Below are 12,945 nucleotides of genomic sequence, written 5' to 3' on the forward strand. Positions count from 1 at the left end.
ATTACTTGCCGGTCACGAGCGAGATCTTGCCGGTCGCCGAGCGTGAGGCGAGGAGCCGGTGAGCGTCCGCGGCCTGCTCCAGCGGGAAGGATCCTCCAGAGACGGTCTTCAGGGCACCGTTGACCACGGAGGCGAACAACTGCATGGTCGACAGTTCGAGGGAGACCCGGCGGTCGGTGTAGAGGCTGGGCAGCCAGAATCCCGATGCCGTGATGGAGTTCTGGAGCAGGGTGCGCACGGGGATGTCCTCCAGCTGACCGCCGGCGAAGCCGTACAGCACGAGTCGGCCGCGAGGCGCGAGCGTGGCGATCGTCTCCTGGAGCATCTGACCGCCGGTCATCTCCAGGGCCACGTTCACCGGGCCTCCGGCGGCTTCCTTCACCCGGTCGGCCAGGCCATCGATCGTGGACGAGTCGACTGCAGCCTGCGCGCCGAGGTCGAGCGCGAGTTGCCGCTTCTCCTCGGTCGAGGCGAGCGCGATCACCTGAGCGCCGTTCTGGGCGGCGAGCTGGACGGCGAGGCTGCCGACGCCGCCGGCCGCGGCGGGGACGAGGATCTTCTCGCCGGCCTCGACGCGGGCAACGGTGAACAGGATGTGGAAGGCGCTGTTGCCCTGCAAGGCCAGCGGAACGGCCTGCTCGTCCGTCACGCCGTCCGGGATCTCCCAGGCCAGACTCGGGTGGATGATCGCCTTCTCGGCGTAGCCTCCGCCCTGGGTCAGGCCGATGACCCGCCGGCCGTCCTGGGTGACCCCCACGACTTCGTTGCCCGGGATGTAGGGCAGATCGACCGCTTTGAGGTATGAATTTTCGGCTACGTGCCTGTCTGCGTAATTTACTCCTGCAAGCGTCACATCCACGAGGAGTTGCCGACCGCGCCTCTGCGGGTCGGGGACCTCGGTGTACTTCAGTACCTCGGGTCCGCCGAATTCGGTCATAACGATGGCGTGCATGTTTCTCCTCAATATTTTCGCGAGCGGGCACAGGCTAGACCACGTCTCATCAGGCCACATGGACTGTGCTAGACCAATCGTCCTCTTTCTCGTCACGTGAGAAAAGGACTCTCTGCTTTCTCACCCTGTGAGTAAATGTATGGCACACTTTCTCGCCCCGTGAGAAGCGGAATTGCATGTTGCGTTTGCTTGTAAAGTCGGGTCGTATGGAGCCCGCTCCCGCGATGAGGGTGGCCGCGTGATCACGTTGCGTTGCGGCGTGGCGCGGACCTTGAGCGGGGCGTTCATACGGGGTGCACGGCGCGACATGCTGATAGAACATGAGTTTGATTCGATGTTTGGCGGGCCGTGCGGGACGCAGGGGGCTAAGGGCAAGCATGAACAGGACGAAAGAGCTTCGGCGTCACCTCGGTAACCCGGTTTCCGTTCCCCAGTCGCCGAAGACCCGGCGCCGCCCTCACCTGGGTGGGCACGAGCCAGAGAGTGTCGCGGCTTCCCTGCCGGCCCCGCACCTCGACGAAGGTGGACGATCTGCGGTCCGTACAAGGGCCGAACGCGGAACGAACGCCCTGAGCCGGGTCGCTGACTTCCCTTCTGCTGTCGCTCACTCGAAGGGCAGGTGCGCCCCCGGCTCGCCGACCGCCCTGCTCCACAGTGCGGCTTCGCCTTGGCCTGGATGCCGGATCCGGCTGCGCGATCCGGCCCGGCCCCCGGTACGCCGGGCCGCGAGGGCGGCAGCGCGACAGCTCTCGACGCCCGGACGACCTCTGGCATCACCCGCCCCATGGACGGCCTGCCGTACGACTGGTTCCGTGCGCCGTCGCGCCGCCATCAGCCAGAGGGCGACGTGAGCGTGACGCCGACAGAGCCGATCAGACGCCGAAGAGCTTCGACGCCGCGTTGGACCTCTTCACTCCGGGAACAGATCGCCATACGCGTCGAGACCCACAACGCCGCCAAGCTCATCCGCAAGGACATCGGCCTCTCGGATGTCCGGAGTATCGACGACATGGTTGAGCTGGTCGCCCGCCGACGCGGCACACCCATCACCGTGCTCTACCTGGCCTTGCCCTCGAAGGTCAGCGCGTTCTGCATATCGACTCCCGAGCAGGACTTCGTTGTTGTTGACACCAACGCGAGTGAGCTAACCCAACTTCACGCGATTCTTCACGAGTTGGGCCACTTCCTCCTGGACGACGCAGACGGGCACACGGACACACTGGACGCCGACGAGTTCCTTCCCAGGGAGCTCGCACAGCAACTCGTGCCCAACCTCAACCCGGACGAGGTCACCAGGTACTTCAAGCGCTCCCACTACGCCTCGAAGACCGAACGCCGCGTCGAGGCATTGGCCACCGTGCTGTTGGAGCGGCACCTGGAACTGCGGCGCACCGATTTCGAAGGCCTAACTGCCATCCTCACCCACAGGAGAACCGGTGTCTGAGACAGTCGCCACCCCTATCTACCTCTTCATGGCGGCCTTCTACGTGACGATCGGCTGCTGGAAGGGATTTGCCTTCCTACGCGAGCCGACCCTCACTCTCGCCCTCATTGCCGGTTCGTTCTTCGTGGGCGGACTCAACTACATAGAAGCTTCGCCAGCTGGCTACCGGCGCATGGGCGAGGCCTTCGACCAGCCATGGATCGCCACGCTGCCGATCTACCTCTGCATCCTCACGTGTTTCGCAATCGATCACATCCTGACCCTGATCTGGGTGCCCACACACCCAGAGGAGCCTCGGCGAACGCGCCGCACGATCGCGGCGTGGACGGTGGGCTACACCGTGGCGGCCGTGATCATGACGGTGATGTTCCTCGGCGCACACCTGACCGGCCCTGCCGAGCCGCTGAAGTTCAACACCGCTCAGGCCGACGAGCCACGCGTCCTGGTCTTCCTCGGCGTGTTCCTGTCCGCACTGGCCTGCGCAACTGTGGGCACATGGCGTCGGTCTCGACGCGCGAAGCTCGAAGATGAGCAGATGCAGCACGCGATGCGCTGGTTCGGCACCAGTATGGCCGTCACTGCCGGCTATGTCGTCTGCTCGGCGCCGGCGGTCGTTGCGGCAGCCGCAGGACATCATCAGCTCGACGGCGTGGGTGTTCTGGGCTCCGTGTTCGGCGTCGTGGGCTGCCTGCTCACCGGCTACGGGATGTCCGGTGCTGCCGCGACCGCTTGGCTCCGCGAGCGCCGCGACATCGCGGTCCTTCAGCCGTTGTGGGACCTCGTCGTCGCCAGCGTTGACAAGAACCTGTCGTTCGGCTCGTCCGGCGCCCGCCCGAACCGCACCGTCAACGTTCGCTGGACTCTCCACCGCAGGATCATCGAGATCCTCGACGGGATCCGGGCCCTTCAAAAGTGGGTGAGCGACGAGCCGGCCCAGGTGGTCAAGGCCCTGCACGACAAGTGCCTTGAGGACGAGTCCACCCGCACCAAGTTCGCCATCCCCAAGGGGGGCCTGCCGCAGCACGACCTGGAGGCCCTCGCCACAGCCGCCGTTCTGCAGCACGCCGTCGTACGCCTCCAGGAGGCCCGCACGCGCAGCGTCGCCGACGCGGAGCCGGCGCCGCCGGTGTCTCGCGGGCCCGCCGCCGCAATGCCGGGGAATAAGACGGCCGCAGCGCTAGAGAGGGCCCGGCTGGTCCGCGTGGCCCGATCCCTCAGCCACCCGCTCGTCGACGCATCCCTCCTGATCGTCCACACCGCCCGCCGCGCCGACCAGTCACCTCACACCGTTGCACGGGTCCAGTAGCGTCGGCCCGGCCACCGCCGGCCGTCACAGACCACCGGATGAGCCTGAGCCGACACGGGCTCGGATTGGAGACCCGTGCAGCGGGCTGTAGTTCTTGGAGGCAGCTTTTCCGGGCTGCTCATAGCTCGGGTGCTGAGCGACTTCGCGGAGGACGTCGTCGTCCTGGAGCCGAATCTCCTGACCGCTGAGGGAAACCGCCCAGGTGCGCCTCACCGACGGCAGCTGCACGCCCTGTTGGCCATGGGGCAGCTCCAACTGGAGCGGTGGTTTCCCGGCATCGTCGAGGAGATGGCCAACGACGGTGCACACCTCGGCAGGGGCTCAGCCGTTCAGTTCTATGTGGACGGCCGCCGCAGACCCGCCATGAACGACCTGCAGATGATCGGCGCTACCCGCCCGTTCATCGAGAACAGTGTTCTCCGGCGTACCCGGGCTGTATCCAACATCCGATTCGTGACAGGGCGTGCTCAAGGACTTCTCCTACACCACGACCGTGTCCGCGGCGTCCGCTACACCGCCGGCACCGAGACGACCGCGACCGAGATCGAAGCCGACTTCGTCGTCGACGCAATGGGACGCTCCAGCCGTCTGACCACCTGGCTCACTCAACACGGATGGCCGGCAGCTCCTGTCGACCGCATGCGGATCGACCTCGGATACGCCACTGCCACGTTCCGTAGGGGGGACGAGCTCCCCGCCACCGTGATCGTCCACTCGGCGCCCGGGCCGGCCAGCAACTACCTCGCCAGCGCGTGCGAGCCCGGCGCGCTCGCCGCGGTGGAGGGAAACCGGTGGTCCGTCGTCGTCGCCGGCTACCACGACTACCGGCCCACGGCGGATCCCGACCAGTTCCGTGCCAGGCTTCGGCGTTGCGTCGCCCCGCTACAACAGGTGGCCAATCACTGCGCACTGGAAGGCGAGATCGACACCTTCCACTTCCGTGAGAGCCGACGACTGCGCTTCACCGGGCTGGAGCGGTTTCCCGCAGGCCTCGCCGTCTCGGGCGATGCGATGGCCTCGGTGAACCCCATCTACGGGCAGGGGCTCACGCTTGCCACCCTTCAGGCGTCCTGCCTGTCGGCCCACCTGCGTTCCGGTGCGTCTCCTCGCGAGCCGGCTTGGGGATACTTCCGGCGAACCGACCGGGTAGTCGACGCCGCCTGGTCCTTGTCCACTACTGCGGACCTGGCCCAGCCACATGTCACGGGCCCCTATCCCCGCGCCTACAACGTCATTCGGTGGGCAGGCGACAGGATCACGGAGGCCTCCGTCAAGGACCCCGTGATCAACCGCGCGTTCATGAACGTCCTTCACATGCGGCAACACCCCCGGACCCTCACCCGCCCCCGAGTCCTCCTGCGAACTGCCCGCGTCCTCCTGGACCGTTGACGAACTCGGTGTGACCCGGCAACAACGCACAGACCCAAGGAGAGCAGTGACCCGTTGGTCCGCCGCCCTGACCCAGGCCGCCATCACCGATCCGCAGCTGCGGCATGCCTACGACGTCCAGCGAAAGCGCGTACGGCGCAATCGCCGCGAAGAGTATCTGGCCGCCCGGCTGCTGCTCCCCGCCGGGATCCGCCCGGCCGTCATCGCCGCGGTCGCCTTCATGGATGAAACCGACAAACGCATCGACATCGGCGACATCCCCACACGACAAGACCATCTGCGCTCCTGGGACCAACAGGCGACGGCGGCCCTGGCCAGCGGATCAGCCGAGGACGAAACCCTCCGAGCACTTGCCGATACGACTCGGCGTCACCCGCACATGGGGGCGCGTGTGCGCGCCTTCCTGGACGGAGCACTCGTCGAAGCCACTTGGTCCGGCTTCGCAACCGAGGCTGACTTCCAGGACTACGTCGACAGCTACTCCCTGCCCGCCTTGATGCTGACGGCCTCGTTGATCGGCCCGGAGCCGTACGCCGAGCACCACGACGCGTTCGTGCGCGGCTGCCGCCAGCTCATCGAGGCGATGCAACGGACCGATTTCCTGGCCGACCTGGCCGAGGACGCCGAACAGGGCCGCGTCGGAATCGCCAAGAACGAGCTGGACAGGCACGGACTGGACCTCACAAGCCTGCGCGAACGGCCACGGGAGTGCGCGCCGGCGGTAGAACGACTCGTCAACGAACAGGCAGAAAACGCAAATGCCGTGCTCGCCCAGTGCCGGGACTTGCCGGACCTCGTGGAACCGCCGTACTGGCCGTTCCTGAACGCCCTGATCTCCGTGCAGGTGCTGAGAGTTGAGGCCGTGAAGCGCAACAGCGCCTCCATCCTCCAGAGCGGAGCCAGCCCCGCGACTCCAGCAGCCCTGCGCATCCTGGGGCGCGAGTACCGCGCGGCGCGGGGCCAGAAACGCCGACGGTGACAGCACGACGGCCCTGCCGCTTGCGCGGCAGGGCCGCGTCTCCGGCTTGACTGGGAGACGATGGCGCTTCAGGGACGCGTGACGTCCTTCTCTAGGTGTCCTTGTCCATGCCCACGACGGTGCGCAGAACCTTTAGAACGCCGCGGCGTTTCTTCAGCGGCAAGGACCTCATCGTGTCGGCGAATTCACGCAGATCCGGGTCATCGTCGGCTGTGTCCACCGGTTGCGGTGTTCTCGATCCCCGCGCCGTTGCGACGACCGCCTCAAGTACTTCCTGTAGTTCTTGGGCCAGTTGAGGACTGCCGCCGGCCAGGCTTCCGCGGAGCGCCAGCAACTCGACCTTCTCGCCCTTGAGCGAGGCGAGGAGACGCGCCTGACGCATGGCCGGCTCAAGGGCCTTGAGGAGTGCCTTGTCTCCGCGGACGCTGAAGAATCCCGGGTCCACTCGGAAGTACTCCGCCAGATCCCTGCTGACCTCAAAGCCCGGATTGCGCGCGCCGCTCAGCAGGGCGTTGATCGTCGCCTTCGAGACCCCCACCGCGGCCGCGATTTCGGAAGGCCTGCGCTCTTTGCCGTCGTCTCCCGGACGTGTTGCGACCAGGAAGGTCAGCCGGTCCTTGAAGGGCAGGTTGACGGCTTCGGACGCGACATCCTCACCGGCGAACAGCTTACGGAGGGTAACTTCTGAAATGCCGGTCTCGTGCGTGATGTTCGAGAAGTTGATCACTTCGAGGCTGTGTCCCAGATGTTCGAGCTCCGCTTTCACTGCGGCCAGGGCCGCCGTCACGTCCTCCACCCAGGTGGCGTTGTCCATAAACGGGCGGTCTCCTGCTCTTTGTCGGTAAAGCTGCACGCGCGGCGGACAAAAGAGTAGCGCTCACGCGCGCGGCCAAGCCCGGCGGGTGATCACATTTGTAGCTCACTAGACCCTCGCCCGGGAAGAGGTGGCGACAATTGTTGACACCTGTGCCCGGGTGCAGCATGATCGCTATCCGGTGATCGACCTCCATCTGCCCGGCAGGGTCGATGTCATGCGCGATCACTCACAGCCGTATTGCGTTACTTAGCGTGACGTTGGCGCCGGGTCGGGTCACTCCGGCCTTGGAACCTGTTGACCGGGCCCGGCGACATCACCTCGATGGGAGATGTGGATGAGTGTTGCATCATCGCCGGCGCCGTCACGCCGTGCCCGCCGGAATCGCCGTTCGCCAGCACGTGCTGCGCCGCGATCCGTGATCCGCAGTCGGGTCGGGCTACTTCGTTCCGCCGCCGAGCTTCGGGCCGAGGATCGCGGTCACCGTGTCGCTGACGAAGCACGCCAGCTCCTCGCGGGCCTCGGTCGGCATCCCGCTTTCACCGCCGCTGGCGGTCGCGGCCGCGTAGCGGTTGTGCACGGCTCGCGCCGACACGACCAGGCGCGCGACCTGCTGATCCTGTGTATGGAAGTAGACCGGCGGCAGGTCGAAGGCCAGGGCGAGGGCGTCTCGTACGGCGTCCGGGGCCTCCGTCTGTGTGCCCTCGCGAAGGGCGGCCACCAGGTCCTCGGTCAGCAACGGCCGGCCGCTCTTGCTGTTGCCCGCCGCGGCGATCTCTGCGTCCGACGGGAGGCTGCCTCCGTACACCTCGTCGCGCACCGAGGCGATCCTGTCGGTGATGGCGCTCCTCGCCGGTGCCGGAGCGGTCGGCAACGGCGTGAACAGCGGAACGACTTGTCCGAACGATCGCTTCTGTGCCGCGCGCAGCTCGGCGAGGGAGACGCCGTACGCCTGCGCGAGGGCGAGTTCGTGCTCCAGCGGCAGAGGCCGTTTCCCGTCCTCGGCTGCACGGACCGCCATCGAGGACTTCGTCGCGGTGAACGCCATGGTGTCGGCCCGCGTCATGCCGGCGTCACACCTCAGGTCCGTGAGGTTGGGAGGCTCGCGCCGCGGGAACAGCGCGTCGAGGTCGGCTTCCACCGCGCGCGCGATCCCGGGGAGTCGCTCCTGCGGCGGCGTGGCCTGCCCCTTCTCCCACTTGGAGACCTGGTTGGTCGTCACGCCGATTGCGTCCCCCACGTTGGTCTGCGACTTGCGCTTGACCACGCGGTGCTCGCGCAGCTTGCTGCCGTCGAAGAGGCGCTCGGGCATGCGGGTACTCCATCAGGTTGGCGGGCGCAGACACTCTAGCCACTTGATCAGATCACAAGAAGGGGATAGTTTCATCTTCTAGTGATCTACGGGGTGGTGTCGCCAGCTCAACTGCCCTTTGCTTCACCGTAAAACACCCGCTCCCGTCACGGGAGCGGGGGCGGACCCGGCCATTCAGGTTTGCGAGGCCATGCGATGGCCGGGCCCGTACGAGTTCCCCGAGTAACGGAGATCGATCTGGATGAGTGTGGCATCACCTGCGCCTCAAGTGCATCACGTGAAGGAAAAAAGTCGCCTTTTCGCGCCTGCCGCGCAGGTCGCAGGGGTCGTGGGCTGTCCACCGACGACGGGTGTGAGCAAGGCAAACGCCGGCCGCCCCGGCCGGGCGCAGCCCCATCGGCGCTCCTAGGCGATCACCAAGCTGTCCGAAACCAGCTTCGATCGTCTCCTCCGCTACCCCGCGCTCCGGGGTCGGGCGAACCTGACGCGCCCGGCCCCGGCCCTTCGCCGTGCAACTCCACGCCGGACAACCTCCAGGGTGATCGAACTGTCCACCAGCACACGGCACATCCTCGGCCCGGGAGCGGTAACCGCTCCCGGCTGTGTCCATGCCGCGCTGAGCTCGCATACCGCATACGGCCTCAGCGGAAGTACAGCGTCGTCTGCCACGCGCGTCGCTCGCCACCACGCAGCCGCTGAGATCCCTGCGTACACCCGCGCCTGGACCGACCACCTCGTTGGCGCGGACGTACGGCACACGCTCGCCGGCGCCTGCGCACCCCCACTCGTACGCGACCTCAACTCCCCACTCACGAAGGCCAAGTCGACGCCCTGGCCCACCGGCCAGCAGGCCACCCCGGCGAAGGCGTCCTCGAAAGCCGACCCCACCACCTCAAGGGGCGGTGCCACATGACGACCGACGAGCAACCGACGACCGACGAGACGACAGCGACAGTTCAACCGGCTGCCGCGTGGCCCAACTACGAATCCGACCACGCCCGCAAGGAGCTCTCCGCGATGCGGATGCTCTGCGACGGGGCGTCGCTGCGCACCGTGAAACTGCGCACCCAGCTGACCTGGCCTCAGGTACGCGCGCTTGCCGAGCTGGTTGCCGAGGACGCCAAGACGCCCCCGCCCCGCAACGTGCTCCGCGACGCGCGCCCGCACCGGGCGGCACGAATCCGCGTCGTTCCCCGCCCGCCCGCACAGGCGCCCGCGGACGACCCGCCGTCCACCGACACCACGGAGCAGTTGAACCTGCTCCCCGAGCAGGAGGCTCCCAGGGAGGAGGACTGCGCGCCGGCCGCCGCGCCGGAGCAGCTCTCCCTGATGTGTCTCTGACACTTCCCTAGCCGCCGGCCGGCGGCACCACCCAGGCCATGAGGCCCGCCGCGCGATTGCGCGCCACGGGTCTATTTCGCGCTACCCGGAAACGGATCCACGTGCTCTCCGCTCAGCCCCTGCAAACCCCGTGCGCGACGCCCGCCCCCACCGTCCCCGAACGGCTTCGCGTCGCGCCCGCCGACCAGTGGGCCACCACGACCTCCGGCCGATTCGCCCCCGACGGCTTCTCCTGGATGCAGGCCGTCTGCTGGGCGCACCTCGAAGACGCCTACTACCGCACCCGCGGCCACGGTCCTCGGAAGGTCGGCGAGACCACCCTGCGTGTCGCCGCCGAACTCGCCCGCCTTGCACCCTGCCGACCGGGTGTCGACTACCTCATGGGCGTCCTGAAACTGAGCGAGCGAACCATCCAGTACCACCTCTCGATCCTGCGGGAGAGCGGGCTGCTCGCCTACCGGTCCCAGGGGACCCGTGTGTCCGGCGAGGGCGGGCAGGCCTCGGAGTTCGTCTGGGTCATCCCCCGAGCCTTCGACGCCGCACTGCACCTCGTCACCCGTGCCAGTGAGCAGCTCGTCCGCGCCCTGAAAGGCATCGGCGACGAGGGACGGGCGCTCATGAAGCGGCTGGCGAAGATGGCGCAGAAGCTCATGCGCCAGCCCCGCCGCTCGCGAACCCGCTCGTCCAGGTCATCGCGTTGCACCCCAATGGGGGGTAGTTCAGATAGCTCTTCGTCCGCGGGTAGTACTTCTCTCCCCCCTGAGAGCAAGCTCGAAGTCGGGAAGCGCACGTCCCCCACCCAGAAGAATCCCAAGGCGAAGGTCCGCCAGACCCTCAACCAGACCGGTCGCCGATTCCAGCTGGCTCGCGAGCTCATCGATCAGGTCAGCTGGCTGCGCGGCTGCTCGGTGCCGCGTATCGCCTGGGTGGTCCGCGGAGTCGCCGACGCCGGCTTCAGCGCGCACGAAGTACGCGCATGGCTCCACTTCCGGGGCGAAACGACCCACGTCCGCCGCGCCTCCGGCCTCCTGGCCGTGCTGCTGCACCGCGCTCACGAGCTCCTGGACACCCAGGAGAAGCGAGACCTGGCCGTCGACCAGTGGCACACGGCCGCCGAAATGGCGCGCCGCCACCGAATTCAGTCCGTCCGGGGTCGCGGCGAGCGCTTCGACGGCGACTGGGAGGCACCCCGCAGCGCTGCGGTTCAGCGCCTGGTCGCCGAAGCGATCGCCGCGACCGCCGCCCCTGCTGCGGCGGGCGAAGCCCTACCCGACCTCGCTGGCCCGCAGGAACTGTCCGCCGAGGAACTGCAGGTCATGCGCCAGACGGCAAGGGCCGAGTTCATGCGCGGCGACACCGCCCTCGTCACCTCCGCTGTCGAGGCGTTCGGCCGGGACACCGCCGAGTCCATGTACGGCCCTGCCCTCGTCCACCGCGCGCTGAGGCTCTCTCGCCGCAGCACCCTGATGTCCCTGGGACACCGGTAGGAGCACCGATGACCGATAGGACCACCACCCCACAGCTCTCCGGCGTGGACCTGGCGCGCGTCGCACTCCTCGCGGCGAAGGAGAACGCACGCAAGAGAGGCGCCACCGAGAGCCGGACCCCGCGGACGCGCCCCAGCCAGGGCACCCGCTCAGCGTCAGAAGGCCGCGACCCGCGGGGACTCGGTGCGGTGATCCAACGTCTGATCACCGACCGGGCCTGGGAGGCCCCGACAGCCGGCGGCAGTGCCGTCGACGAGTGGACGGAGGTCGCCGGGCCCCGGCTGGCCGCCCACGTGCGGGCCCTGAAGTTCCGCGCGGCCACCGGCGAACTGGAGGTACAGGTCGACTCACCGGCGTGGTTCACCCAGCTCCGGCTTGAGAAACCCGCCCTCTTGGCGCGGTTCGCCGAGAGACTCGGGACGGGCGTCGTGAAGGATCTCGTCCGCTCCCGCCCCGGCACCGCGCCCGGCGATCTCTCCGGAGAACAGCCTCCGCCGCGCGCTGAGACCGTCCTGCGGACTCGGCCGGAACCACGGAGCACGGTGTCCCACCGGACCCTGTCCCAGGGCGACGCCCCGCTCAACCATGCCGACGGGAACCGTGCAGAAGGATCGTCTCTCCGCACACCGATGCGCGAGGCGGTCCTCGGTATCGGCCGCACGCCCGATCCCGACCAGCCCGAGCCGGACCCGGCAGCCCGCACCCGTGCCCTTGCCATCCGCAGGGCACGACGCGAACGGGCCGAGCGAAACCGCCGCGAGAGCGGCCCGCAGACCGAAGGAGCAACCTGTGACTGACACGTACGACCCGTTGGAGCAGCTCGTAGTTCGCGTCCTGCGCCTCCAGATCGAGGGAGGCCATCTCTGGTTGGATCCGGCGGCGCTCACCGAGGACATGATCATCCGGTGGTTCGGGGTCTCCCGCGCTTCGGCCATCCGTACCCTGTGCACGCTCAATCACGAGCCCCCGGGCAAGGACACTGTCGACGACGGTCCTGTCCGCACATCGATGGCGAGTGCCCGCTCGGGGCCTACCGCGTCGACGATCACCGACGCGGTCCTGGACCTGCTCTATGCCGAACTCGCCCGAATGAAAGAGAAGTTGAGTGATCGGCACTCGGCGGTGTGAACACCCGATGGTGGTCTGAACCCGTCGTGGAGTCCGCGCACCGCCGGCTTGGGCATCTCGTTAGACCGCCGGAGGGCGCGTACGCCGAGGGGCGCTGGACGCCCCGAGCGGCCGCTCGGCTGCGACGCCCGTGAACAGCCCCGATTGAATACTTAGGAATGCTAGTTGCGGAAGCATTTGGAAGTATTCTAGGGTGGAGGGCACGCCCGTACGCGATTGAGAGGGGCAGCGATGCCGACGGATGGCCACGGTGAACCGGACCAGGTCCTCGCCGTCAACGTCAACAGGCGTTGGAGCGAGATCGAGGCCGGCATGTCGACGGAGGCCGACGTCGTCCTTGGGGACTGGTCGCCCTGGGTGGGCCGCTCCACGACCATCCGGCACTTCGACCCCGACCGCATCGCAGTGATCATCGCGTGCCGGCGCGGGGAGACGAAGGCCGTCTACGAGATCGTCCCTGACGGTAGGGGGCAGCGGTACCACTGGACCGGCGACGGGCCACGCCGTCGCCTTGTCTTCCACGGCCGCCCGTCCGCCCGGTACGCCGCGCAACTCGGTGCGCCGGCCCCCACGTGGACGCAAGGGGAGGGCACCCCGCTGAAACTCCTCGCCCTGGACGACCTCCTCCAGGGCGAACAACCCGAGGGCCAAGACGAGTCGGAGCAGCGCCAAGCTGTCGTCGGTCAGGCCGTGATCACCCTCAGCGGCACCCAGAACCTGACCGTCTCCATCCCCCCGCACTACAGCGTCACCATCACGCCCCGCGCCGCGCAGGACAGGAGCAGCTGAGCCC

Annotated in this window: 13 protein-coding genes; 10 read left to right on the forward strand and 3 right to left on the reverse strand. The window is 67.7% G+C overall.

Annotated elements, in window-relative coordinates; genetic code table 11:
* Position 1: 1 nt before the first annotated feature.
* Positions 2-952 (reverse strand): quinone oxidoreductase family protein, encoded by a 951-nt coding sequence (locus SPR02S_RS34025; RefSeq protein WP_026151102.1) that lies wholly within the window; start codon positions 950-952, stop codon positions 2-4.
* Positions 953-1,736: 784 nt separating this feature from the next.
* Here SPR02S_RS34025 and SPR02S_RS56880 point away from each other — a divergent pair.
* The 4 genes from SPR02S_RS56880 (at position 1,737) to SPR02S_RS34045 (ending at position 6,070) form a co-directional block, all read left to right on the forward strand.
* Positions 1,737-2,396, forward strand: coding sequence for an ImmA/IrrE family metallo-endopeptidase (locus SPR02S_RS56880; protein ID WP_019061502.1), 660 nt, complete (start codon positions 1,737-1,739; stop codon positions 2,394-2,396).
* On the forward strand, positions 2,389-3,702 hold the full coding sequence (locus tag SPR02S_RS56885) for a DUF6545 domain-containing protein (protein ID WP_019061503.1): 1,314 nt from the start codon (positions 2,389-2,391) through the stop codon (positions 3,700-3,702). Before SPR02S_RS56880 ends, SPR02S_RS56885 begins: the two co-directional genes overlap by 8 nt.
* Before the next feature lie 129 nt (positions 3,703-3,831).
* Entirely contained in the window at positions 3,832-5,091 is a 1,260-nt protein-coding gene (locus SPR02S_RS34040; RefSeq protein WP_019061504.1) for an NAD(P)/FAD-dependent oxidoreductase, read from the forward strand.
* Positions 5,092-5,137: 46 nt separating this feature from the next.
* Positions 5,138-6,070 carry a squalene/phytoene synthase family protein gene (locus tag SPR02S_RS34045; protein WP_019061505.1) on the forward strand — a complete coding sequence of 311 codons (933 nt, stop codon included), beginning with the start codon at positions 5,138-5,140 and terminating at the stop codon, positions 6,068-6,070.
* 91 nt (positions 6,071-6,161) lie between these two features.
* On the opposite strand, the gene SPR02S_RS34050 is transcribed toward SPR02S_RS34045, so the two are convergent.
* Positions 6,162-6,884: a helix-turn-helix domain-containing protein gene (locus tag SPR02S_RS34050; RefSeq protein WP_019061506.1), complete on the reverse strand. Its 723-nt coding sequence runs from the start codon at positions 6,882-6,884 to the stop codon at positions 6,162-6,164.
* A gap of 439 nt (positions 6,885-7,323) precedes the next feature.
* Positions 7,324-8,196: a helix-turn-helix transcriptional regulator gene (locus SPR02S_RS34055; protein WP_019061507.1), complete on the reverse strand. Its 873-nt coding sequence runs from the start codon at positions 8,194-8,196 to the stop codon at positions 7,324-7,326.
* Between the two features lie 538 nt (positions 8,197-8,734).
* Here SPR02S_RS34055 and SPR02S_RS63395 point away from each other — a divergent pair.
* From SPR02S_RS63395 to SPR02S_RS34080, 6 genes are all read left to right on the forward strand, one after another.
* Positions 8,735-9,109 carry a hypothetical protein gene (locus tag SPR02S_RS63395; RefSeq protein ID WP_158697915.1) on the forward strand — a complete coding sequence of 125 codons (375 nt, stop codon included), beginning with the start codon at positions 8,735-8,737 and terminating at the stop codon, positions 9,107-9,109.
* A complete protein-coding gene (locus SPR02S_RS34060; RefSeq protein ID WP_019061508.1) occupies positions 9,106-9,537 on the forward strand; it encodes a hypothetical protein in 432 nt (143 codons plus the stop codon). Before SPR02S_RS63395 ends, SPR02S_RS34060 begins: the two co-directional genes overlap by 4 nt.
* Before the next feature lie 101 nt (positions 9,538-9,638).
* Positions 9,639-11,024 carry a helix-turn-helix domain-containing protein gene (locus tag SPR02S_RS34065; RefSeq protein ID WP_019061509.1) on the forward strand — a complete coding sequence of 462 codons (1,386 nt, stop codon included), beginning with the start codon at positions 9,639-9,641 and terminating at the stop codon, positions 11,022-11,024.
* Between the two features lie 8 nt (positions 11,025-11,032).
* Positions 11,033-11,821, forward strand: a complete 789-nt coding sequence (locus SPR02S_RS34070) for a DciA family protein (protein ID WP_019061510.1) — start codon at positions 11,033-11,035, stop codon at positions 11,819-11,821.
* The gene (locus tag SPR02S_RS34075; RefSeq protein ID WP_019061511.1) at positions 11,814-12,152 is read left to right on the forward strand and encodes a hypothetical protein; all 339 of its coding nucleotides are present in this window, start codon (positions 11,814-11,816) and stop codon (positions 12,150-12,152) included. The genes SPR02S_RS34070 and SPR02S_RS34075 overlap by 8 nt, the downstream gene beginning before the upstream one ends.
* A gap of 231 nt (positions 12,153-12,383) precedes the next feature.
* Positions 12,384-12,941 carry a hypothetical protein gene (locus SPR02S_RS34080; RefSeq protein ID WP_019061512.1) on the forward strand — a complete coding sequence of 186 codons (558 nt, stop codon included), beginning with the start codon at positions 12,384-12,386 and terminating at the stop codon, positions 12,939-12,941.
* Positions 12,942-12,945 lie beyond the last annotated feature (4 nt).

The sequence above is a fragment of the Streptomyces prunicolor NBRC 13075 genome (assembly GCF_000367365.1).
GTDB classification, from domain to species: Bacteria; Actinomycetota; Actinomycetes; order Streptomycetales; family Streptomycetaceae; genus Streptomyces; species Streptomyces prunicolor.

Coding starts and splice junctions, on each gene's coding strand:
- SPR02S_RS34080 (WP_019061512.1), top strand. CDS start 12,384: ATGCCGACGGATGGCCACGGTGAACCGGACCAGGTCCTCGCCGTCAAC.
- SPR02S_RS34070 (WP_019061510.1), top strand. CDS start 11,033: ATGACCGATAGGACCACCACCCCACAGCTCTCCGGCGTGGACCTGGCG.
- SPR02S_RS34025 (WP_026151102.1), bottom strand. CDS start 952: ATGCACGCCATCGTTATGACCGAATTCGGCGGACCCGAGGTACTGAAG.
- SPR02S_RS34055 (WP_019061507.1), bottom strand. CDS start 8,196: ATGCCCGAGCGCCTCTTCGACGGCAGCAAGCTGCGCGAGCACCGCGTG.
- SPR02S_RS56880 (WP_019061502.1), top strand. CDS start 1,737: ATGGACGGCCTGCCGTACGACTGGTTCCGTGCGCCGTCGCGCCGCCAT.
- SPR02S_RS34050 (WP_019061506.1), bottom strand. CDS start 6,884: ATGGACAACGCCACCTGGGTGGAGGACGTGACGGCGGCCCTGGCCGCA.
- SPR02S_RS34060 (WP_019061508.1), top strand. CDS start 9,106: ATGACGACCGACGAGCAACCGACGACCGACGAGACGACAGCGACAGTT.